Source organism: Citrobacter sp. RHB36-C18 (assembly GCF_013814485.1).
Classification (GTDB): Bacteria; Pseudomonadota; Gammaproteobacteria; order Enterobacterales; family Enterobacteriaceae; genus Citrobacter; species Citrobacter braakii.
Genome location: NZ_CP057125.1, coordinates 1,613,828 through 1,636,130, shown reverse-complemented (window position 1 = coordinate 1,636,130; position 22,303 = coordinate 1,613,828). Strand labels below are relative to the sequence as shown.

Genomic DNA, 22,303 nt, shown 5'->3' with positions numbered 1-22,303 from the left:
ATTATCCTTTTGAATTGTTAGGTTGAGGTATATCGCTGGCGTGAGTCTGGAGATATTTCAACAACGTACGGTCTTCCACCGGATTAAGCCGGTAGTAGGTGGACATGGATTTCAGTCCGGCGATCCAGCCATTCGCGGAATAACGGGTCGGCGGCGGCGTGCTGTGGCAAGCGCTACAGGTGGATTGCAACATCTGATCGGCGTATTGCCAGAGGGGGTCAATATTGTCGGTAAAACCCTCCGCCGAACTCCAGGCCATCACGCTGACCTGCTGCCACTCCTGATGTGACTCTGGATCAACCTGAGTTTGCTCAACCTTCACATTGCTCATCAGCGAGGCATCTAATACGGCAGCAAAAACGCGTTTACCCATATACTGGGTAATCACCCGTCCCCGTCCTTTGCTTTCCCGCCAGCCGGTCAGCTCTATCTGAACGTTTTTTCCTTCTCTTTTCAGCACACGCACTTGCGTTGCCGGGTACAGCATGGCTTTCCCTGCCGGGCTCTCTGCTGTCGCAGTCAGTGATTTTTCGCCTAACGAATACAGCGTCGTCGCCGTGGGTAACTGCTCTCCCTGACGCTGCAACTGCTTGTAACGATCGCGAAAACCGCTGCTCATATCGGGTTTGTGATGGGCAATGCCTTTGTGACAATCGATACAGTTACTGTCTTTTGCCGCCGCCGCGGTCATTTGCGCCGCTGCATTTGCCGATTGCTTGCCGTGATCCATCGCCTCATAGCTATGGCAGGATTTACACGCCGCTGAATTATTCGCGCTCATGCGCGCCCATTCTCGCTGGGCCAACTCCGCCCGCTTTGCAGCAAATTTTTCCGGGGTATCGATCGAAGGAGAGATAAAGGTGTGGTAGAGGTCGTTTAAGGCTTGCGTTTTACGAACCAGCGTTGGGACGATGCCTGGCGGAATATGACAATCCTTACACTCCGCACGCACACCAGAAGCATTACGAAAATGCACGCTGGTTTTATACTCCTCGCCAGATGTGCGCATCGAGTGACACGATAAACAAAACTCGGTAGAACTGGTGTAATGAACGCCTTGCCACGTTCCCCAAATAGCCAGGGCCATTGCTACCGCCCCGGCGAATGCGCACCATAGTGCGTTTTTTCTTATCCACGACATGCTTGCCTCCATTTTTTTAATAGCGACACGCTAAGGGATAATAAAAATCAAAAATAGAGACAGCGAAGGCAGATTATAGGAACAGCATCCACTCTATGAGGTTCGTCAAATAGTAAAGAGCAGAAGTCCGTAATATAATTACCATCTATAAATAAGGAATTTATCATGCTCAAACTGACTCTCGATAGAGAAAGCCGGACTCCGCTGCAGTTGCAGATATTTCAATTTTATTTACAGGCCATTCAGCGGGGGGATTTGCTGTGTGGAGATAAACTCCCCTCTATTCGCGAGCAGGCTCAGGCATTGAACATTGCCAAAATAACGGTGGTGATGGCCTATGATAAGCTGGTGGCGGCTGGATTAATTAAGAGCCGACACGGCATTGGCTATGAGGTGATATTCACCACGCCTGTACGTGTAACCCCAGCGCATGTGTCCGTACCCCAGGGCTCTCCGCCAGTAACACCAAAAGCGGCCGGGGTCTCTACCGATGTTTACGCAGAGCCTGGGCGGGAGTGCTACTGCCGGATGGGCGTCCCCGATCCCAATGCTTTTCCCTGGGCAAGCTGGCGAAAATGGAATAACGCGCCAAGCGTACTTAAAGAGCAATTGTTTACCCGATATCATTCATCAAATGGATTATTTTCACTGCGTGAGCAACTAGCCAGGTACCTTAATTTATCTCGCGGCATTAATACCCGGGCGGAGAATATCATCATTACCAATGGGATTCAGGAAGGATTGTCGCTGCTCAGTCAAATATTTATTGTTCATCATGCCGTCAGTCAGCAAAAAAAGTGCCACGTTGTGGCCGAATCCCCTTGCTATTCTGGCGCATGGCATCTGTTTAATTATTACGGTGCAGACATTACGTCAATTGCTGTAGATAACCACGGGCTGCAAACAGATAAATTACCCGAATATGAAACCCAGCTTTGCTATGTGACTCCGGCTCACCAGTATCCAATGGGAAGCGTCCTTTCGCTGGAGCGCCGTCAGTCATTATTGACGTGGGCGCAGCGCGTCGGCGCTTATATCCTTGAAGACGACTACGATGCTGTTTTTACCTATGGCGAGAACCCCCTTCCTGCACTGAAAGCTATGGATTATCACAACCGGGTTATCTACATGGGGACATTTTCCAAAACGCTGGGGCCGGGAACGCGTCTTGGCTATCTCATTTGTCCTGATGAACTGCTCCCGGCAGTAAAGAATATGAAAGCGCTCAACAACAACGGCAGTCAGTGGCTATTGCAGCAATTTTTAGCCGAATTAATGCAAAATCAGGTGTTTTACTCGCACATCAGCAAGCTGGCCTGCAACTATGCGGCGCGCCTCAATCTGTTACGCGATGGCCTTTCTGTTCTGTTTCCGTCAGGGAAAATCGCTGGCGCAACGGCGGGTCTGCACCTCTCGTTACGCGTTGACAGACACCCAGATATGATAGCCAGGCTGCAACAGCGCTGCCTGCTGGCAGGGATCCGCTTTGACACTCTGCCAGATATAGAAAATGGCTCAGGTGCCGCATGGCGTAGGGAGAACAGCGATGCTGTTATGTTTTTCGGGTTTGGCGGATTGCAGATACAGCAGATCAAAAAGGTGCTGTCGGTACTGGAGCAGGCGCTAGCGCAGCCTTGATGAATTTCAGGGATCGCGCCTGCGGCACAATCCCTGTTGTTAACCTTACAGCAGATCGCGGAACTGCGTTTGTTTTAACGCCAGCTCAACGCCGCGAACTTCCGCCAGCCCTTTCAGGCGACCAATCGCGGAGTAGCCTGGGTTGGTTTTCTTGTGCAGGTCGTCAAGCATCTGGTGTCCGTGATCCGGACGCATCGGGATAGGACGCAAATCGCCCGCCTTTTTACGGCGCTGTTCTTCGCTCAGGATGGCAGCAACCACCGATACCATATCCACATCGCCTTGCAGGTGCGCACCTTCGTGGAAGGTTTTCGGGTTATCTTCACGGCAGGTGGAGCGCAGATGCGTGAAGTGGATTCGATCGCCAAAGGTTTCGATCATTTTCACCAGATCGTTATCGGCGCGCACGCCGTAGGAACCGGTGCACATGGTGAAACCGTTATTGATGCTGTCGACGGTTTCTTTCAGCCACTGCATATCTTCGATAGTCGAAACAATGCGCGGCAGGCCGAGGATCGGACGCGGCGGATCGTCAGGGTGGACAGCCAGACGCACGCCGACTTCTTCCGCCACAGGCACAATCGCCCGCAGGAATACCGCCATATTATCGCGCAGATCGTCTTTGCTGATGCCGTCATATTCAGCGAGACGAGCACGGAACTGATCCAGCGTATAGCCCTCTTCCGCACCGGGCAGGCCGGCAATGATATTGCGGGTCAGCTTTTCGATATCGGCATCGCTCATAGCATTGAAGTAATTCAGCGCCTGGCGTTGTTCTTCTGCGGTGTAATCCGCTGCGGCGCCTGGGCGCTGAAGAATATGCAGTTCGAAGGCTGCAAAAGCAATCTGGTCAAAACGTAGCGCTTTGGAGCCGTCCGGCAGCTGATATTCGAGATCGGTACGCGTCCAGTCGAGGATCGGCATGAAGTTATAGCACACGGTATCGATGCCGCAGGTCGCCAGATTACGGATACTCTGCTGATAATTGGCAATCCACGTTTGGTACTGGCCTGAACGCGTTTTGATATCTTCGTGGACAGGAATACTTTCCACCACCGACCAGGTCAGCCCTTTTTCAGCCAGAATAGCCTGACGCTGTTGAATCTCTTCTACCGGCCACACTTCACCGTTGGGAATGTGGTGCAAGGCGGTCACAACACCCGTTGCGCCAGCCTGACGCACATCATCAAGCGATACCGGATCGTTAGGTCCGTACCAACGCCAGGTTTGTTCCATTGTTTCACCCCACGAGTTGTTATACCAAATTAAACTACCTGAATGACGACTACCATACAGCCATCCCGGAGATGTTCAACAGATGGCCTATCATTGATTGTTCCAGCTCACATTCCCCGGATAAATGAGGCACACCAATTCAATTTGCTGTCATATAACTTTATACTGCCATTGTTAATTAATGGTTAATCAGGTGTATTTAATGAAAACTATTGCCTCAGCGCCACTGGCGGAAAATGTCATGATGCCGCAGTACGACCGCCAAAAATTAAAAACGCGGATTGTACATTTTGGTTTCGGTGCTTTTCATCGCGCCCATCAGGCGTTATTAACCGACAGGGTGCTGAATGCGCAGGGCGGAGACTGGGGGATTTGCGAGATCAGCCTGTTCAGTGGCGATCGGCTGATGCGTCAGCTTCGCGAACAGGATCATTTATTTACCGTGTTAGAAAAAGGGGTTAACGGCAACCAGCCTATTGTTATCGGTGCCGTTAACGAATGCCTGAACGCCACACTGGATTCGCTGGCGGCCATTATTGAAAAATTCTGCGAGCCTCAGATCGCGATTGTCTCGTTAACCATCACTGAAAAAGGCTACTGCATCGATCCGGCGACGGGTTCGTTAGATCTCTCTAATGCGCGTATTATTCACGATCTGCAGACACCGGCTGAACCGCACTCCGCCCCCGGTATTATCGTTGAAGCGCTGCACCGCCGACGTGAACGTGGACTGCAGCCGTTTACCGTCCTCTCCTGCGATAACATCCCGGACAATGGTCATGTGGTAAAAAATGCCGTACTGGGGATGGCGGAAAAACGCTCTCCTGAGCTGGCGCACTGGATCCAGGAACACGTCAGTTTCCCGGGTACTATGGTGGATCGGATTGTTCCCGCCGCCACCGAAGAGTCGCTGGCTGAAATCGCCCACGAGCTGGGCGTTGCCGATCCTTGCGCAATCAGCTGCGAGCCGTTTATTCAGTGGGTGATTGAAGACAACTTTGTCTGTGGTCGTCCGCAATGGGAAACCGCGGGTGTCCAGATGGTCGAAAACGTCTTGCCGTGGGAACAAATGAAACTGCGGATGCTGAACGGCAGCCATTCGTTTCTCGCTTATCTCGGCTATCTGGCCGGATTCCAGCACATCAGCGACTGTATGCAGGATAGCGCATTTCGTGAAGCCGCTTACCAGCTGATGCTCACCGAACAGGCCCCCACGCTGCAAATTACCGATGTTGATTTAAACCAGTATGCCTTAAGCCTACTGGACCGCTTTGCCAACCCGGCGCTGAAACACAAAACCTGGCAAATCGCGATGGATGGTAGCCAGAAATTACCCCAGCGAATGCTGGAAGGGATCCGCGTGCATTTAGCACGTCAAAGCGAGTGGCCGCTGTTGGCGCTCGGCATCGCAGGCTGGATGCGCTACGTGAGCGGTGTGGATGATTCAGGCGCTACGATTGATATTCGTGACCCGCTCAGTGAGAAAATTGCCGCTCTGGTGGCACAGAGCACTGAATCAGAACGCGTCAGCGCCCTGCTTTCGCTGCATGAGATTTTCTCCGCCGATCTCGTACAGAATCCGCAGTTTGTCGCGGTCATTCAGCAGGCCTGGCAACGTATTGCCCAATACGGTGCACATCAGGCTGTCATTGAAACGTTAAAAAATTAACGATTTCTGCCATTAAACAGGACGAAGCACGTCTTCGTCCCCTCACCCCTTCTCTTTTTCCCCATTTTTCGCCAGGATTGTTAAATGCCATTACGGTAATTTATGATTCTGGAGTAATTGTGACTAAAACCAATCTCATCACTGGTTTTCTCGGCAGTGGCAAAACCACCTCTATTCTTCATCTATTGGCGAACAAGGATCCCGCAGAGAAGTGGGCCGTGCTGGTCAATGAGTTTGGTGAAGTAGGTATTGATGGCGCCCTGTTAGCCGACAGCGGCGCATTGCTAAAAGAGATCCCCGGCGGCTGTATGTGCTGCGTTAACGGTCTACCGATGCAGGTTGGCCTCAATACGCTGCTGCGTCAGGGAAAACCCGATCGATTGCTGATTGAACCCACCGGCCTCGGACACCCTAAACAAATTCTGGATTTACTCACCGCACCTGTTTACGAACCGTGGATCGATCTGCGCGCGACCCTCTGTATTCTTGACCCCCGGCTGTTACTGGATGAAAAAAGCGTCGCCAATGACAATTTCCGCGATCAGCTTGCCGCCGCAGATATCATTGTTGCCAATAAAGCCGACCGTGCCACAGCGGAAAGCGAAAACGCCTTGCAAACCTGGTGGCAACACTACGGCGGCAATCGCCAGTTGGTTCATGCCGACCATGGGCAAATTGACGGGCAGTTACTGGATTTACCCCGACTAAACCTGGCAGAGCTTCCTGCAAGCGCAGAGCACGCCCATAGCCATGCAGACAAAAAGGGACTGGCGGCATTGAGTCTGCCGTCACAGCAGCGCTGGCGGCGCAGCCTGAACAGCGGCCAGGGCCATCAGGCCTGCGGTTGGATTTTTGACGCCGATACGGTGTTCGATACCATCGGTCTGCTGGAATGGTCTCGTCTTGCCCCCGTGGGGCGCGTGAAAGGTGTCATGCGTATAAAGGAAGGACTGGTGCGCATTAACCGCCAGGGAGACGACTGGCATATTGAGACGCAAAACGTCGCGCCACCGGATAGCCGTATTGAACTCATCGCCGATACTGAGACCGACTGGAATACGCTACAGAGTGCATTGTTGAGACTTCGTTTAGACGCTAACGCGTAAGGTTGCCTTCGTTTTTATAGCAATGGTAAACGATGATGAAAACCCGATACCCTCTTATTCTCCTACTCAATATTGCGGGGCTGGCGCTGTTTCTGTCCTGGTATCTTCCTGCCGGACATGGGATCTGGTCTTCATTGGATACGGGCGTTTTCCGCTTCTTTAACCAGAAACTGGTGGAAAGCCCGCAGTTCTTGTGGATTGTTGCTATTACCAATAACCGGGCATTTGATGGTTGCTCATTGCTGGCAATGGGCGCCTTGATGCTGCATTTTTGGCTGAAAGAAACGTCGGAAGGTCGCCGACGCATTGTCGCTATTGGCCTGGTTATGCTGCTCACCGCAGTGGTATTAAATCAGTTAGGCCAGGCGCTTATTCCCGTTAAACGCGCCAGCCCTACTCTGATGCTGGATAATATTTATCGCGTCAGCGAACTGCTGCATATTCCGACTAAAGATGCGTCCAGAGACAGTTTCCCCGGTGATCACGGTATGATGCTGCTTATTTTTTCCGCATTTATGCTGCGTTATTTCGGAAAAGTCGCCGGAATAATCGGCCTTATTATCGCTGTGGTTTTTGCCTTTCCACGCATAATGATTGGCGCTCACTGGCTCACCGATATCGTGATCGGTTCCATGACTGTCGTCTTGATTGGTCTGCCCTGGTGGCTAATGACACCGTTAAGCGACCGATTAGTCACTCTGTTTGCGAATTATCTGCCCGGTAAAAACAAACATTTTTTAAACAAATAACGCACAGTAATTAACATCATCAGGGAAAACTCTGATTCCCTGATGATGCTAGTCGATATTTCATCATTCTGGCTGTCATTCTCCCGTTATCTTATTCATCTTTAAAATGATTGGGTTGCGTCTTTTTTATCCCGATTGTTCTTAATTTAGGCAATGCCGGTTATTCACTTTCTGTATCAATTTTTCTTATAAGAAATCACGTAAATTCACTCGCAATGACCGGACCGATCGGGTAATCTCGAACTCGTTTTGCCTCGCGGGATAATTATTCTCTTCAGGAATAAATTTGTGCGTTCTGCCACAGATTTGACCTTAAAGAATTGTCTCATCGTGCGATGGTAATTAGTCTCGTCACGTTTGGCATTTTTTATAACGATATTTATCGTTAAGGACTTCAAGGGAAAACAAACAAAATGGTCAAATCTCAACCGATTTTGAGATATATCTTGCGGGGCATACCCGCGATAGCAGTTGCGGTTCTGCTTTCTGCATGTAGCACAACGAACACCGCCAGGAATATGCATTCTGAGACGCATGCTGTGGGCAATGGAGATAACTCTTCACTGCAAGCCTCTCAGGATGAATTTGAAAATATGGTCCGTAATATCGATGTTAAATCACGTATTATGGACCAGTATGCTGACTGGAAAGGCGTGCGTTACCGCCTTGGCGGCAGCACCAAAAAAGGTATTGATTGTTCAAGCTTCGTACAACGTACGTTCCGCGAGCAATTTGGTTTAGAGCTTCCTCGCTCAACCTACGAACAACAGGAAACGGGTAAATCCGTTTCGCGCACTAACCTGCGCACAGGCGATCTGGTTCTGTTTCGTGCTGGCTCCACTGGCCGTCACGTCGGTATTTATATCGGCAACAACCAGTTTGTACACGCCTCGACCAGCAGCGGCGTTATCATTTCCAGCATGAACGAACCTTACTGGAAAAAACGTTACAACGAAGCTCGCCGGGTCCTGAGCCGCAGTTAATTTCGTTTGGCAGCTATCCCTTGGCTATCCTGATGAGACATTTTGAAAAGCACTGCTTCGGCGGTGCTTTTTTTTGCTTTGTCTTGTGACTAAGAAAAATCTCACAAGGTGAGTCATTTCAGGTTATATTCATACAGAATAAGCGGTTAACTCAGGTAAACATAAGGAACTATGTTTAAACGCTCCTCTTCATCCAATCAGAAAATCCTGCTTTCCTGTATGTTAACGGGGCTTATCGTCGCGCTCCTGGTGAGTACCCTGCAATTTTTCGTGACCTGGCATAAACGAGACATTAAGTACGACACGCTCCTTTCCGATATCCAGAATTATGTCAGCAGCTACTTCGCCGATCTCAAATCCACCACAGATGACCTTCAGCCACTGGTCGCCAACAGTTGCCAACAAGTCGCTGCTCAACTGACCTCCAGCGCGGCCTTTAGCCTCAACGTTCGCGCATTTTTACTGGTCAAAAACGGCATTGCTTTCTGCTCCTCCGCAACGGGCGCAATGTTCACCCCGATTTTAGATCTGGTCCCAAGCCTCGATATCAGCAGAAATATTGATGTGGAATTACTCCCCGGCACGCCCATGATGCCGAACAAGCCGGCGATAATGATTTGGCACCGGAACCCATCGTTCACTGATAGCGGCGTGTTTACCTCACTGAATATTAATCTGGCCCCTTATCTGCTTTATACCGCCCGACAGGATGATTTTAACGGTATTGCCATAGTCGTCGGTGATAACGCGATTTCAACATTTTCATCACGGATTATTGATGCCTCCGCTCTGCCCCACTCTCACTGGCGGCAGGCGACCCTGGAAGGTATTCCGCTACAGATTCGTTTATATGCCGATGAGTGGACCTATACCGACATCTGGTATTCGATTATGTTGGGATGCATGGCGGGGATTATTGCCGCGCTTCTTCTCTGGTACTACATCTACACCATCCGTTTACGTCCGGGCAAAGATATCCTCAACGCTATCAAACATAACCAGTTTTATGTGGTGTACCAGCCCGTGGTAGAGGTGCAGACACTGGAGGTGAAAGGTGTAGAGGTGTTATTACGCTGGAATCATCCAACAACGGGTGAGATCCCTCCGGATGCTTTTATTCACTACGCCGAATCCCAGAAAATGATTGTCCCGCTGACCCAGCATCTCTTTAAGTTGATAGCCCAGGACGCACCGATGCTGCAAAAAGTGTTACCCGCAGGTGCTAAATTGGGGATCAATATCGCGCCAACGCATCTGCACGGCGAGACGTTTAAAGACGACATTCATCACCTGCAGGCCTCGCTTCCCGCAAACCATTTCCAGATGGTGCTGGAAATCACCGAACGGGATATGCTTAATCAACACGAGGCCACAAAGCTTTTTGAATGGCTTCATTCCGCAGGTTTTGAAATTGCCATTGATGATTTTGGCACCGGTCATAGCGCGCTGATTTATCTGGAACGCTTTACCGTTGACTACCTGAAAATCGATCGCGGCTTTATTAACGCCATTGGAACAGAGACCCTGACCTCTCCGGTTCTGGACGCCGTGTTGACACTCTCTAAGCGTCTTAATATGCTGACGGTGGCTGAAGGGGTTGAAACGCCTGAGCAAGCCCGTTGGCTGCGCGATCGTGGGGTGCATTTTTTCCAGGGATACTGGATTAGCCGACCATTAAAACTTGCTGATTTCGTGCGTTGGATGGCGCAGCCCAATAAGCCGACGTGGTGATCGCAGTATGCGAATCATATACTCTCACTCGCCGCCACATCCCTTATCTTTCAGGCATGATGCCCGTCGGGTTGTGGCAGGAAAAGGAAATCGCATTTAATGATCCCTCGCGTATTGCTGCTGTTTATCGCCCTCATCGGGTTTAGCGCCGAGGCGCAGTCCATCAAAGAAAGCTATGCTTTTGCCGTACTGGGCGAACCGAAGTACGCGTTTAACTTTAATCACTTTGATTACGTCAACCCTGCGGCCCCCAAAGGCGGGCAAATCACCCTCTCCGCCATCGGCACGTTCGATAACTTCAACCGCTATGCGATGCGCGGTAATCCCGGAGCACGTACCGAAACGCTTTACGATACGCTGTTTACTACCTCTGACGATGAACCTGGCAGCTATTATCCGCTCATCGCCGACAGCGCACGCTATGCTGATGACTATTCCTGGGTAGAAATCGCCATCAATCCGCGAGCGCGTTTTCACGATGGCTCCCCCATTACCGCCAGCGATGTCGCATTCACCTTCCACAAATTTATGACTGAAGGCGTGCCGCAATTTCGCCTGGTCTACAAGGGAACAACGGTAAAAGCGATCGCGCCATTAACCGTACGTATTGAATTAGCCAAACCGGGTAAAGAGGACATGCTCAGCCTGTTTTCATTACCCGTGATGCCAGAGAAGTACTGGAAAGATCATAAGCTCAGCGATCCCTTATCATCGCCTCCGCTCGCCAGCGGTCCTTATCGCATCACGAAATGGAAGATGGGTCAGTACATTGTCTATTCGCGCGTCAACGATTATTGGGCCGCTAATCTGCCCGTCAACCGTGGCCGCTGGAACTTTGATACCATCCGCTACGACTACTATCTGGATGACAACGTCGCCTTTGAAGCGTTTAAGGCCGGGGCGTTTGACCTGCGTCTTGAAAACGATGCTAAAAACTGGGCGACACGTTATACCGGTAAAAATTTCGCGAATCATTACATCATCAAAGATGAGCAAAAAAACGAATCCGCCCAGGATACGCGTTGGCTGGCGTTTAATATTCAGCGACCGGTGTTCAGCGACCGACGGGTGCGAGAAGCCATCACCCTGGCCTTTGATTTTGAATGGATGAATAAAGCTCTGTTCTATAACGCCTGGAGCCGGACCAACAGCTATTTTCAGAATACCGAGTATGCCGCTAAAAATTACCCCGATGCAGATGAACTGGTAATACTTGCGCCCTTGAAAAAAGATCTCCCCCCTGAGGTCTTCAGCCAAATTTATCAGCCGCCGAAATCAAAAGGCGATGGCTACGATCGTGACAACCTGTTGAAAGCCGATGCCTTACTGGAGCAGGCCGGATGGGTACTTAAGGGACAGCAGCGCGTAAACAGCGCCAACGGTAAACCCCTGAGCTTTGAACTGTTGCTCCCGGCGGGCAGTAACAGTCAGTGGGTGCTGCCGTTCCAGCACAACCTGCAGCGCTTAGGCATTACAATGAACATCCGCCAGGTTGATAACTCACAAATCACAAACCGGCTGCGCAGTCGTGACTATGACATGATGCCGAGATTGTATCGCGCAATGCCGTGGCCAAGTTCGGACCTGCAAATTCTCTGGGCCTCTGAATATATTGACTCCAGCTATAACGCCCCGGGCGTGCAAAGCCCGGTGATTGATAAACTGATCAACCAAATCATCGCGGCGCAGGGTGATAAAGCCAAACTAATCCCACTCGGTCGGGCACTGGACAGGGTATTAACCTGGAACTACTACATGTTGCCGATGTGGTTTATGGCAGAGGATCGCATCGCCTGGTGGGATAAGTTTTCGCATCCAGCTATTCGCCCCATTTATACCATTGGTCTCGACAACTGGTGGTACGACGTTAACAAAGCGGCGAAACTGCCAGCAGCCAGACGGCAGGGAGAATAAATGGGCGCTTATCTGATTCGACGTCTGCTACTGGTGATCCCAACGCTTTGGGCCATCATCACCATCAACTTTTTTATCGTGCAGATTGCCCCCGGTGGTCCGGTTGAGCAGGCCGTCGCCGCTATTGAGTTCGGACAAAGCGGGGCATTACCCGGCGCGGGTAGTGAAGGCATTCGCGCCAGCCACGCGCAAACCGGCGTAGGCAATATCAGCGACAGTAATTACCGAGGTGGCCGTGGTCTTGACCCGGAAGTGATCGCCGAAATCACTCGCCGTTACGGGTTCGATAAGCCCATTCATGAGCGTTATTTCAAAATGCTCTGGGACTATATTCGTTTCGATTTCGGCGACAGCCTGTTTCGTAGCGCCTCAGTGCTGACGCTTATCAAAGACAGCCTGCCTGTTTCCGTCACACTGGGACTATGGAGTACGCTCATTATCTATCTGGTGTCGATACCGCTTGGGATCCGCAAAGCCGTTCACAACGGCAGCCGATTTGATGTCTGGAGCAGCGCATTCATTATTATTGGCTATGCCATACCGGCTTTTCTGTTTGCGATTTTACTGATCGTCTTTTTTGCCGGGGGCAGCTATTACGACCTGTTCCCGCTTCGCGGACTGGTTTCCGCCAATTTTGATTCCCTGCCCTGGTATCAGAAAGTGACCGACTACCTTTGGCATATTACCCTGCCAGTGCTGGCGACGGTGGTTGGGGGTTTTGCCGCGCTAACCATGCTGACCAAAAACTCATTTCTGGATGAGGTACGCAAACAGTATGTCGTCACCGCGCGCGCCAAAGGGGTCAGCGAGAAAAACATTCTGTGGAAACATGTGTTTCGCAATGCCATGTTGCTGGTAATCGCTGGCTTCCCGGCAACGTTTATCAGCATGTTTTTTACCGGTTCGCTGCTGATTGAAGTGATGTTTTCGCTTAACGGTCTGGGACTACTGGGTTATGAATCCACCGTATCACGTGACTACCCGGTAATGTTTGGCACGCTCTATATCTTCACCCTGATCGGTCTGCTGCTGAATATCCTCAGCGACATCAGCTATACGCTGGTCGATCCCCGTATTGATTTTGAGGGACGCTAATGTCGCGATTAAGCCCCGTCAATCAGGCCCGCTGGGCGCGTTTTCGCCATAACCGTCGCGGCTATTGGTCGCTGTGGATTTTTCTACTGCTCTTCGGCCTTAGCCTGTGTTCAGAACTGATTGCCAATGATAAGCCGCTACTGGTGCGCTACGACAGTAGCTGGTATTTCCCCCTGTTCAAAAACTACAGTGAAAGCGACTTCGGCGGACCATTGGCGACCCAGGCTGATTATCAGGATCCGTGGTTACAGCAGCGCCTGGAAAACCGGGGCTGGATCCTGTGGGCGCCGATACGCTTTGGAGCCACCAGCATTAACTTTGCCACTGATAAGCCCTTCCCTTCCCCGCCTTCTGCACAAAACTGGCTGGGAACGGACGCCAACGGTGGTGATGTGCTGGCACGGATCCTCTATGGCACACGTATTTCTGTCCTGTTTGGATTAATGCTAACCCTGTGCTCCAGCGTGATGGGGATCATGGCTGGCGCAATCCAGGGCTATTATGGTGGCAAGGTGGATCTGTGGGGGCAACGATTCATTGAGGTTTGGTCAGGTATGCCAACGCTGTTTTTGATCATACTGCTGTCGAGCGTGGTCCAGCCAAACTTCTGGTGGCTACTGGGCATTACCGTGCTGTTTGGCTGGATGAGCCTGGTTGGCGTGGTACGCGCGGAATTTTTACGTACCCGAAACTTTGATTACATTCGTGCCGCTCAGGCGCTCGGCGTGAGCGATCGCAGTATTATTCTGCGCCATATGCTGCCCAATGCGATGGTCGCCGCCCTGACCTTTTTACCGTTTATATTATGCGCCTCGATCACCACTCTGACCTCGCTGGATTTTCTTGGCTTCGGCTTACCGCTTGGCTCGCCATCGCTGGGAGAACTCCTGTTACAGGGTAAAAACAACCTGCAGGCACCGTGGCTTGGCATCACCGCGTTTATCTCCGTTGCCCTGCTATTATCGCTACTGATATTTATTGGTGAAGCGGTACGCGACGCGTTCGATCCCAACAAGGCGATTTAAGATGACACAACCGCTGTTAGCTATTGAAAATTTATCGGTAGGTTTTCGCCAACAGGAGACCGTGCGCACCGTGGTCAATACCCTCTCACTGAGGGTTGAAGCCGGGCAAACTCTGGCGCTGGTGGGCGAGTCCGGTTCGGGTAAAAGCGTGACCGCACTTTCTATTCTACGGTTATTACCGACCCCTCCCGCAGTCTACCTTTCCGGCGACATCCGTTTTCATGGCGAATCATTGCTTCATGCCGATGAGCAGACGCTTCGCGGCGTTCGCGGGAATAAAATCGCCATGATTTTCCAGGAGCCAATGGTGTCGCTAAACCCGCTTCACAACCTGGAAAAACAGCTGTATGAAGTGCTGTCGCTGCATCGGGGAATGCGTCGGGAGGCCGCGCGGGCAGAAATACTGACCTGTCTGGATCGGGTCGGCATCCGTCAGGCGGCCAAACGTCTCGCAGACTATCCGCACCAGCTGTCCGGCGGTGAACGCCAGCGCGTGATGATCGCCATGGCGCTGCTGACGCGACCGGAGCTGCTTATTGCCGATGAACCGACCACCGCGCTGGATGTCTCCGTACAGGCGCAAATCCTGCAGTTGCTGCGGGAGCTACAGCGCGAACTGAACATGGGATTACTGTTTATCACCCACAACCTCAGCATTGTGAAAAAACTGGCCGATACCGTTGCGGTGATGCAAAACGGCCAGTGCGTTGAGCAAAATCGAGCAGCACAGCTGCTCACTGCGCCAACGCATCCCTACACGCAGAAATTGTTAAACAGCGAACCTTCCGGCGATCCGGTGCCTGTACCTGCCGGGCAAGCGCCATTGCTGGAAGTGGAAAAACTCTGCGTTGCCTTCCCCATCCGTAAAGGTATCCTGAAGCGCGTGGTGGACCATAACGTTGTGGTTAACAACGTCAGTTTTTCCCTCCGACCCGGTGAAACGCTGGGGCTGGTCGGGGAGTCAGGATCGGGGAAAAGCACTACCGGGCTGGCGTTACTGAGGTTAATCACCTCACAGGGAAGCATTGTGTTCGATGGCCTCGCGCTGCATACCTTAAATCGCCGCCAGCTGTTACCGGTACGTCACCGCATTCAGGTTGTTTTTCAGGATCCCAACTCCTCGCTGAACCCGCGCCTGAGCGTGCTACAGATTATTGAGGAGGGACTACGCGTTCATCAGCCAACTCTGTCAGCCGAACAGCGCGAAGCGCAGGTGAAAGCGGTAATGGCGGAAGTGGGACTGGATAGCGAAACGCGGCATCGTTACCCGGCGGAGTTTTCCGGCGGTCAACGTCAACGCATAGCCATTGCCAGAGCCTTGATTCTCAAGCCTTCCCTGATCATTCTGGATGAACCAACATCGTCGCTCGACAGAACCGTACAGGCGCAAATCCTGACGTTATTAAAGTCTTTACAGGAAAAGCATCGCCTGGCTTATATCTTTATCAGCCATGATTTGCACGTAGTACGCGCGTTATGCCATCAGGTTATTGTGCTAAGGCAGGGAGAGGTCGTGGAGCAAGGACAATGCGAGCACGTATTTAACGCGCCACAGCAGGCATATACGCGTCAGCTGCTCGCGCTAAGCTGACGCTCAAAACGGATTGTTATTTGAAAACGGCTCTGCGATGGCTACGCCGAAATTTTTCAGTCTGCAGGTCGCGGCAAATTCATCCTGGCGATTCACAAACAGGCACGGCTCTCCTTCGCATTCCAACACGGAACAAGGTACCTCAATGTCGCTGAGGGCCTGGCTGAGTTTATGCATGACTGACCACGCGCTGTCACCATCAGGGCTAAGCAATTTGAGCGCCACCAGGCTGTTCTCATTGCTCTGACCGTTTTGCGGAATCGGTTCAACCTTTGAACCTGCGAAACCCACCGACCAACGATAGCACTGTGGCAGACGATGAACGATTGAGAGTTGTAATGTCATCACTTTCTTTCCCTGGAAGTACAATCACTTCACAATTATTTTACATCAATATTAACACATCATTGACAATACGTCTTTAAACAGTTCGTAAACGTTTACACCCTGACTTTATGCCACTTTCCGAACCAAATATTTAAATTTATTCAACGGTTCTGGCATATTTCCGCGCTATATGTACTCGTTTCTGCGATCTAACTCAACCTTTTTAACTACAATGATGTGACTTTTTACATAAATTGATTTTACATAAAATAAACATAAGCGGGGAAATTGATAGATTTGCGGTTGATGTACATCAACTCTGGAGGCCCTATCGCCCCCAGGTTGTGTAATAGATCACCGTTTTTTGGCGCGGCTGGCGTAGAGATAGAAGAGAATTGAGCAGGTAGCGCAAAACGCTATCGACCAGATCATCGGCCAGGCCGAGTTAAAGGTCGCCAGTGACAGCAGCGCCCCAACGATGGCGCCAATGCCAAAACGGAACGTCCCTGCCAGCGATGACGCCGTTCCCGCCATATGAGGAAATTCATCCAGAATGACTGCCATGGCGTTGGATGACACCATCGACACGCAGCCAACAAACGCCGCAACGCCCACCACCAGCGCCCAGAAACCAACCCCGAACAGCGCGCTAAAGACCATCCAGCCCGCCATCACGAACTGGATCCACAGGCCAGTACGGAACATATTCAACGCCCCAACCCGACGAACAAAGCGGCTGTTGATGATGGTCATCACGAACAGGAAAACAATGTTCAGCGCGAAGTAATAGCCGAAATGCTGCGGTGAAACGTGGTTAATCTCAATGTAAACAAAAGGTCCGGCGCTCAGGAACGAGAACATCCCGGCAAAACTAAACCCACTGGCCAGCATATAGCTCAGTACACGCTTGTGGCGAAACAGCGAGGCAAAGTTGCCGAGAGTAGTACGCAAGCGAAACGGCTGGCGGCGCTCAACTGGCAAGGTCTCTTTGATCAGCGTAAAGATCATCACCGACGCCAGAATAGCCGCCACGGCGAGGATCCAAAAGATGTAGTGCCAGCTCAGCCATACCAATACCCAGCCGCCCACGATGGGTGCCAGTAAGGGTGCAATTGTCGTGACCAGCATGACAAATGACATCATGCGCGAAAACTCTTCCTTCGGATAGATATCGCGCATCAAGGCGTTGATAACCACGCTCGCCGCTGCCGCAGCCAGACCATGGAAGAAACGCATCACGATCAGTTGATCGATAGTTTGTGCCAGCGCACAGGCAACTGCCGCCGCCGCAAACACCAGCGTCCCGCCCAGAATCACCGGCTTGCGCCCAATGCTGTCAGCCATTGGACCATAGAGTAACTGCCCCACCGCGAACCCAAGAATATAGGTACTGAGGGTCATCTGCGCGCTACCTGCAGGCACACCAAACTGTTCAGAGATAACAGGTAGTGCCGGAAGATACATATCAATCGACAACGGCATCAGCATGGCTAACAAGCCAAGGATAAAGACAATGGCAATTGACGAGTTCTGCCGGGTGGTCACATTTAGCTCCTGAAATTAACGCGGGGTTAAGTTAACGCTGGCGATTTCTTCTTCGGTCAATGGACGGTATTCACCCGGCTCCAGATCCTCATCAAGCTTGATGTCACCAATCCGTTCACGGTGCAGTTCCACAACGTGGTTACCTACGGCGGCAAACATACGTTTAACCTGATGATAGCGCCCTTCGCTGATGGTCAATCGCACCTGAGTTGGTGTAATAACCTCCAGCACGGCCGGTTTGGTCAGGTCTTTCTCATTATGCAGTTGTACGCCATGGGCAAACTGTTCAGCGGTATCATCTGCCACCGGCGACTCCAGCGTCACCAGATAGGTTTTCTCACAATGGTGACGTGGCGAAGTGATGCGATGCGACCACTGTCCGTCATCGGTCATCAGCACCAGTCCGGTGGTGTCGATATCCAGACGCCCTGCCGCATGCAGTTTGTAGGCAACCGGCTCATCAAGGAAATAGAGCACGGTCGGGTGATCCGGGTCATCCGTTGAGCAAACATAACCCTGAGGTTTATTCAGCATAAAATAGCGCGGGCCATTTTGTTGAATCAGGGAATTGCCGTCATATTCTACGTCGTGTTCTGGCAGCAGCTTAAAGGCACTGTTTTTGACGATTTCACCGTCGACGGTAACGCGGTTAGCACGGATCTCACGCCCGGCAATAGCGCGGCTGACGCCGAGTTGCTGAGCGATAAATTTATCAAGTCGCATGAGTGTGATTTTTGCCTGTAAAAAACAAGAAGCGGGATTGCGCCCGAAAAGTGGGACGATTATCCGCCCAGTATAGCGGCGTTACACCATCCCTCAAGGGAAATGATTCATGGCATACTATACATTGTTGCTGCTTACCTTAATGAGCCCATGATTTTTACTCTTCGCCCGTACCAAAAAGAAGCCGTGGATGCCACGCTCAACCATTTCCGCCACCATCGCACGCCAGCGGTTATCGTCCTGCCAACCGGTGCGGGAAAAAGCCTGGTGATTGCTGAACTGGCCCGCGTGGCGCGTGGTCGCGTGCTGATACTGGCGCACGTTAAAGAACTGGTCGCGCAAAACCATGCCAAATATCGCGCGCTGGGGCTGGAAGCCGATATTTTTGCCGCAGGTCTGAAGCGTAAAGAGAGCCACGGGAAAGTGGTATTTGGCAGCGTACAGTCGGTAGCGCGTAATCTTGACGCCTTTCAGGGAGAATTCTCGCTGCTTATCGTCGATGAATGTCACCGTATTGGTGATGATGACGAGAGTCAGTATCAGCAAATCCTCACTCACCTGACCAAAGTAAATCCCCACTTACGCCTGCTCGGGCTTACTGCCACTCCTTTTCGTTTGGGCAAAGGCTGGATTTATCACTTTCATTATCACGGTATGGTGCGCGGCGATGAAAAAGCGCTGTTTCGTGACTGCATTTATGAATTACCGTTGCGTTACATGATTAAACACGGCTACCTGACGCCGCCAGAACGCCTCGACATGCCGGTAGTGCAGTATGACTTCAGCCGCCTGCAGGCGCAGAGTAACGGCCTGTTTAGCGAAACGGATCTGAATCAGGAACTGAAAAAGCAGCAGCGAATAACGCCGCATATCATCAGCCAGATTGTCGAGTTTGCCCAGACGCGCAAAGGGGTGATGATTTTCGCCGCCACAGTGGAGCACGCCAAAGAAATTCTGGGCCTGCTGCCTGCTGACGATGCCGCGCTAATCACCGGAGACACGCCTGGCGCTGAGCGTGATGTGCTGATTGAAGAGTTCAAAGCCCAGCGCTTTCGCTATCTGGTGAATGTGTCGGTCCTGACCACTGGCTTCGATGCCCCGCACGTCGACCTTATCGCCATTCTGCGCCCGACGGAGTCAGTTAGCCTTTACCAACAAATTGTCGGTCGCGGCCTGCGCCTGGCGCCGGGTAAAACCGACTGTCTGATCCTCGATTATGCCGGTAACCCGCACGATCTTTACGCGCCGGAAGTGGGGGCGCCGAAAGGAAAAAGCGATAACGTTCCGGTGCAGGTGTTCTGTCCCGCCTGCGGGTTTGCAAACACCTTCTGGGGCAAAACAACGGCAGACGGCACGCTGATTGAACACTTTGGCCGCCGCTGTCAGGGGTGGTTTGAAGATGATGACGGCCATCGCGAACAGTGCGATTTTCGTTTTCGTTTTAAAAACTGCCCACAATGCAACGCGGAAAATGATATCGCCGCCCGCCGTTGTCGGGAGTGCGACACGGTGCTGGTTGACCCGGATGACATGCTGAAAGCCGCACTCAGGCTCAAAGATGCGCTGGTCCTGCGCTGTAGCGGCATGGTGTTACAAAACGGCCAGGATGAAAAAGGCGAATGGCTAAAAATCACCTATTACGATGAAGATGGTGCCGACGTTAGCGAACGCTTTCGCCTGCATACTCCCGCGCAGCGTACGGCTTTCGAGCAACTGTTTATTCGCCCGCACACCCGAACGCCCGGCATTCCCTTACGCTGGATAACCGCCGCCGATATCCTCGCCCAGCAGGCGCTGTTACGTCATCCTGATTTCGTGGTGGCGCGCATGAAAGGTCAGTACTGGCAGGTCCGTGAAAAGGTCTTCGATTATGAAGGACGCTATCGTCGGGCACATGAATTACGCGGTTAATCGTACTTTTGATTGATGTACCAGCCGTTTAAGTATAGAATCTCGCCCGCTTTTGCATACGCAAAGCAGATCACTTACCTGTTGCTGGGTCGCCTGTAGCAGGAATTATTAAAGAGAGATTTAAATGTTTACTATCAACGCTGAAGTACGTAAAGAGCAGGGTAAGGGTGCGAGCCGCCGCCTGCGTGCCGCTAACAAGTTCCCGGCAATCATCTATGGTGGCGCAGAAGCCCCGGTTGCTATCGAACTGGATCACGATGCAGTTATGAACATGCAAGCTAAAGCTGAATTCTACAGCGAAGTTCTGACCATCGTTGTTGACGGTAAAGAAGTTAAAGTTAAAGCTCAGGCTGTACAGCGTCACCCGTTCAAGCCGAAGCTGGCACACATCGACTTCGTTCGCGCGTAATCGCTTACAAGTTGAAGAAAAACCCCGCCTCGGCGGGGTTTTTTTATGGGATTTTGTTGGCGGTAAAGATGAATCACGCAAGCCGGATGGGGGCGTTAACGCCCCCATCCGGCAAACGGCTTTATTTCCCGCCCGCGGTACGACGCTGTAGCTGATCGCGCAGGTTCGGCGGCGTACCTTTGATGGTCAAAGTATCTGTGGCTGGATCCCAGAAAATACGCTCACCCAGTAACATGGCGTCGAAGTTGATGGTTAACCCGCCGCCGCTTCCGGCAAATTTGGTTAACTGGCGCAGCGTGCTGCGATCTGCCGGGAAGCTCTCTTCCAGTTCGTAGCCTTTATCAGCGGTAAATTCGCTGAAGCTGACTTCACTGACGCCGGAAAGCTCTTTGGACAGCGACTCCAACTCGATCTCTTCACCGGCCTGCAGTTGCTCGTTGCAGTAGCTGTACACCTGCTGACGCACGTTCTGGCGTTCAGCTTTATCGAGTTGCGCCTCGGCGGTAAAGTCATCGACCGCCTGCAACAGGCCGCGGTTTTGCGCTTTGGCGTTAAGCCCCTCGCTGGCACCCAGGAAGTCCATAAAGAAATCGGCGACTTTGCGCCCTACCCGCCCTTTCAGGAACGTCAGATAGCGCGTGGACTCCGGGTTGGTTTCCCACTCGGTTAAATCAATACGCGCCACGATATCCGCATGATTGATATCCAGATAGTGCGTCGGGTTGATATCCAGATTTTCATTGACGCGCATACTGCTTAAATTGTTCAGCACGGCGACCAGCAGATACTCTACCGCCAGATAGCGGTAATGGCAGAACAGGACAATGCCGCCATCAGCAAAAGGATATTTCGCCAGTTCGTCTCGCAAGCGCCCAGTCGCTGCACGACTAAAGGCCAGAAAATCCTCTTCGCCCTGACGCTGTAAACGCAGCGTTTGCGCCAGTTCACTCTCTGCGCTAAACAGGCCATAAGCTTTATTCTTGGCGCTGTATACCCGATGCAACTCAGCCATCATATCGACAACGGTCGCTGTCGGTTCCAGTAATGAATCGCGCAAGACCAGCTCAAGGTTCTGCTCGTCACGTTTGATAAGCTGGTGCAGGGCAATCTGGTTGATATCCAGACTCATGATAAACTCTCCTTTTAGACCGGGCGGTATTCAACCACCTGCCGGGCAGTGACGCAATAGAAGATAAAAAAGCAGAAAAAAAACTGTCTGTACGGTAATATGTTGCCCTTTCATGAACAGACTGATTTCGATTTATGCCACAAATTTCCCGCTATAGTGACGAACACGTTGAACAACTGCTGAATGAGATGCTCAACGTACTGGAAAAACATAAGGCGCCGACCGACCTTTCCCTGATGGTACTGGGAAATATGGTGACTAACCTTATCAATACAAGCATCGCACCGGCCCAGCGCCAGGCGATTGCCAACTCTTTTGCCCGCGCATTGCAGTCTTCGGTAAACGACGACCAAGCGCATTAAGAGCCTGCTCCGGGGAAAC

General features: G+C 51.7%; 19 protein-coding genes. 13 read left to right on the top strand and 6 right to left on the bottom strand.

The features are described from left to right. Position 1: 1 nt before the first annotated feature. Positions 2 to 1,141 carry a pentaheme c-type cytochrome TorC gene (gene torC, locus HVZ52_RS07665; protein ID WP_049042001.1) on the bottom strand — a complete coding sequence of 380 codons (1,140 nt, stop codon included), beginning with the start codon at positions 1,139 to 1,141 and terminating at the stop codon, positions 2 to 4. Between the two features lie 165 nt (positions 1,142 to 1,306). Between torC and HVZ52_RS07660 the strand changes: the two genes are divergently transcribed. After that, the gene (locus tag HVZ52_RS07660) at positions 1,307 to 2,779 is read left to right on the top strand and encodes a PLP-dependent aminotransferase family protein (protein ID WP_046275464.1); all 1,473 of its coding nucleotides are present in this window, start codon (positions 1,307 to 1,309) and stop codon (positions 2,777 to 2,779) included. 45 nt (positions 2,780 to 2,824) lie between these two features. On the opposite strand, the gene uxuA is transcribed toward HVZ52_RS07660, so the two are convergent. Then, positions 2,825 to 4,015, bottom strand: a complete 1,191-nt coding sequence (uxuA, locus tag HVZ52_RS07655) for a mannonate dehydratase (protein ID WP_016156994.1) — start codon at positions 4,013 to 4,015, stop codon at positions 2,825 to 2,827. A gap of 202 nt (positions 4,016 to 4,217) precedes the next feature. Here uxuA and HVZ52_RS07650 point away from each other — a divergent pair, with 202 nt between their 5' ends. The 9 genes from HVZ52_RS07650 (at position 4,218) to yejF (ending at position 15,878) form a co-directional block, all read left to right on the top strand. Beyond that, a complete protein-coding gene (locus HVZ52_RS07650) occupies positions 4,218 to 5,684 on the top strand; it encodes a fructuronate reductase (RefSeq protein WP_181599069.1) in 1,467 nt (488 codons plus the stop codon). A 119-nt stretch (positions 5,685 to 5,803) separates the two neighbouring features. Next, positions 5,804 to 6,790: a GTP-binding protein gene (locus HVZ52_RS07645; protein ID WP_016153747.1), complete on the top strand. Its 987-nt coding sequence runs from the start codon at positions 5,804 to 5,806 to the stop codon at positions 6,788 to 6,790. A 35-nt stretch (positions 6,791 to 6,825) separates the two neighbouring features. Next, a complete protein-coding gene (locus HVZ52_RS07640) occupies positions 6,826 to 7,539 on the top strand; it encodes a phosphatase PAP2 family protein (RefSeq protein WP_019077242.1) in 714 nt (237 codons plus the stop codon). A 413-nt stretch (positions 7,540 to 7,952) separates the two neighbouring features. Further along, positions 7,953 to 8,522 carry a bifunctional murein DD-endopeptidase/murein LD-carboxypeptidase gene (gene mepS, locus HVZ52_RS07635; RefSeq protein WP_003027474.1) on the top strand — a complete coding sequence of 190 codons (570 nt, stop codon included), beginning with the start codon at positions 7,953 to 7,955 and terminating at the stop codon, positions 8,520 to 8,522. A 171-nt stretch (positions 8,523 to 8,693) separates the two neighbouring features. Continuing rightward, on the top strand, positions 8,694 to 10,253 hold the full coding sequence (locus HVZ52_RS07630; protein WP_016156997.1) for a cyclic di-GMP phosphodiesterase: 1,560 nt from the start codon (positions 8,694 to 8,696) through the stop codon (positions 10,251 to 10,253). Positions 10,254 to 10,352: 99 nt separating this feature from the next. Further along, positions 10,353 to 12,167 (top strand): extracellular solute-binding protein, encoded by a 1,815-nt coding sequence (locus tag HVZ52_RS07625; RefSeq protein WP_047500957.1) that lies wholly within the window; start codon positions 10,353 to 10,355, stop codon positions 12,165 to 12,167. Continuing rightward, positions 12,168 to 13,262, top strand: a complete 1,095-nt coding sequence (locus tag HVZ52_RS07620) for a microcin C ABC transporter permease YejB (RefSeq protein ID WP_016153751.1) — start codon at positions 12,168 to 12,170, stop codon at positions 13,260 to 13,262. Next, on the top strand, positions 13,262 to 14,287 hold the full coding sequence (locus HVZ52_RS07615; RefSeq protein WP_016153752.1) for an ABC transporter permease: 1,026 nt from the start codon (positions 13,262 to 13,264) through the stop codon (positions 14,285 to 14,287). The genes HVZ52_RS07620 and HVZ52_RS07615 overlap by 1 nt, the downstream gene beginning before the upstream one ends. A gap of 1 nt (position 14,288) precedes the next feature. Next, positions 14,289 to 15,878 carry a microcin C ABC transporter ATP-binding protein YejF gene (gene yejF, locus HVZ52_RS07610; RefSeq protein WP_047500955.1) on the top strand — a complete coding sequence of 530 codons (1,590 nt, stop codon included), beginning with the start codon at positions 14,289 to 14,291 and terminating at the stop codon, positions 15,876 to 15,878. A 3-nt stretch (positions 15,879 to 15,881) separates the two neighbouring features. Here the strand turns inward: yejF and HVZ52_RS07605 are convergent, their stop codons facing one another. From HVZ52_RS07605 to rsuA, 3 genes are all read right to left on the bottom strand, one after another. Continuing rightward, positions 15,882 to 16,226 (bottom strand): YejG family protein, encoded by a 345-nt coding sequence (locus tag HVZ52_RS07605; RefSeq protein WP_029139605.1) that lies wholly within the window; start codon positions 16,224 to 16,226, stop codon positions 15,882 to 15,884. Positions 16,227 to 16,559: 333 nt separating this feature from the next. Continuing rightward, on the bottom strand, positions 16,560 to 17,750 hold the full coding sequence (locus HVZ52_RS07600) for a Bcr/CflA family multidrug efflux MFS transporter (RefSeq protein ID WP_016153755.1): 1,191 nt from the start codon (positions 17,748 to 17,750) through the stop codon (positions 16,560 to 16,562). A 15-nt stretch (positions 17,751 to 17,765) separates the two neighbouring features. After that, complete coding sequence (gene rsuA, locus HVZ52_RS07595) at positions 17,766 to 18,473, bottom strand: 16S rRNA pseudouridine(516) synthase RsuA (RefSeq protein WP_016153756.1); 708 nt, start codon at positions 18,471 to 18,473, stop codon at positions 17,766 to 17,768. A 150-nt stretch (positions 18,474 to 18,623) separates the two neighbouring features. Between rsuA and HVZ52_RS07590 the strand changes: the two genes are divergently transcribed. After that, the gene (locus tag HVZ52_RS07590; RefSeq protein ID WP_032931694.1) at positions 18,624 to 20,384 is read left to right on the top strand and encodes a DEAD/DEAH box helicase; all 1,761 of its coding nucleotides are present in this window, start codon (positions 18,624 to 18,626) and stop codon (positions 20,382 to 20,384) included. Between the two features lie 124 nt (positions 20,385 to 20,508). Then, entirely contained in the window at positions 20,509 to 20,793 is a 285-nt protein-coding gene (gene rplY / locus HVZ52_RS07585) for a 50S ribosomal protein L25 (protein WP_016153758.1), read from the top strand. 121 nt (positions 20,794 to 20,914) lie between these two features. Here the strand turns inward: rplY and yejK are convergent, their stop codons facing one another. Then, complete coding sequence (yejK, locus tag HVZ52_RS07580) at positions 20,915 to 21,922, bottom strand: nucleoid-associated protein YejK (protein WP_047416257.1); 1,008 nt, start codon at positions 21,920 to 21,922, stop codon at positions 20,915 to 20,917. 134 nt (positions 21,923 to 22,056) lie between these two features. Here yejK and HVZ52_RS07575 point away from each other — a divergent pair, with 134 nt between their 5' ends. Beyond that, a complete protein-coding gene (locus HVZ52_RS07575) occupies positions 22,057 to 22,284 on the top strand; it encodes a YejL family protein (protein WP_003027506.1) in 228 nt (75 codons plus the stop codon). Positions 22,285 to 22,303: the final 19 nt, after the last annotated feature.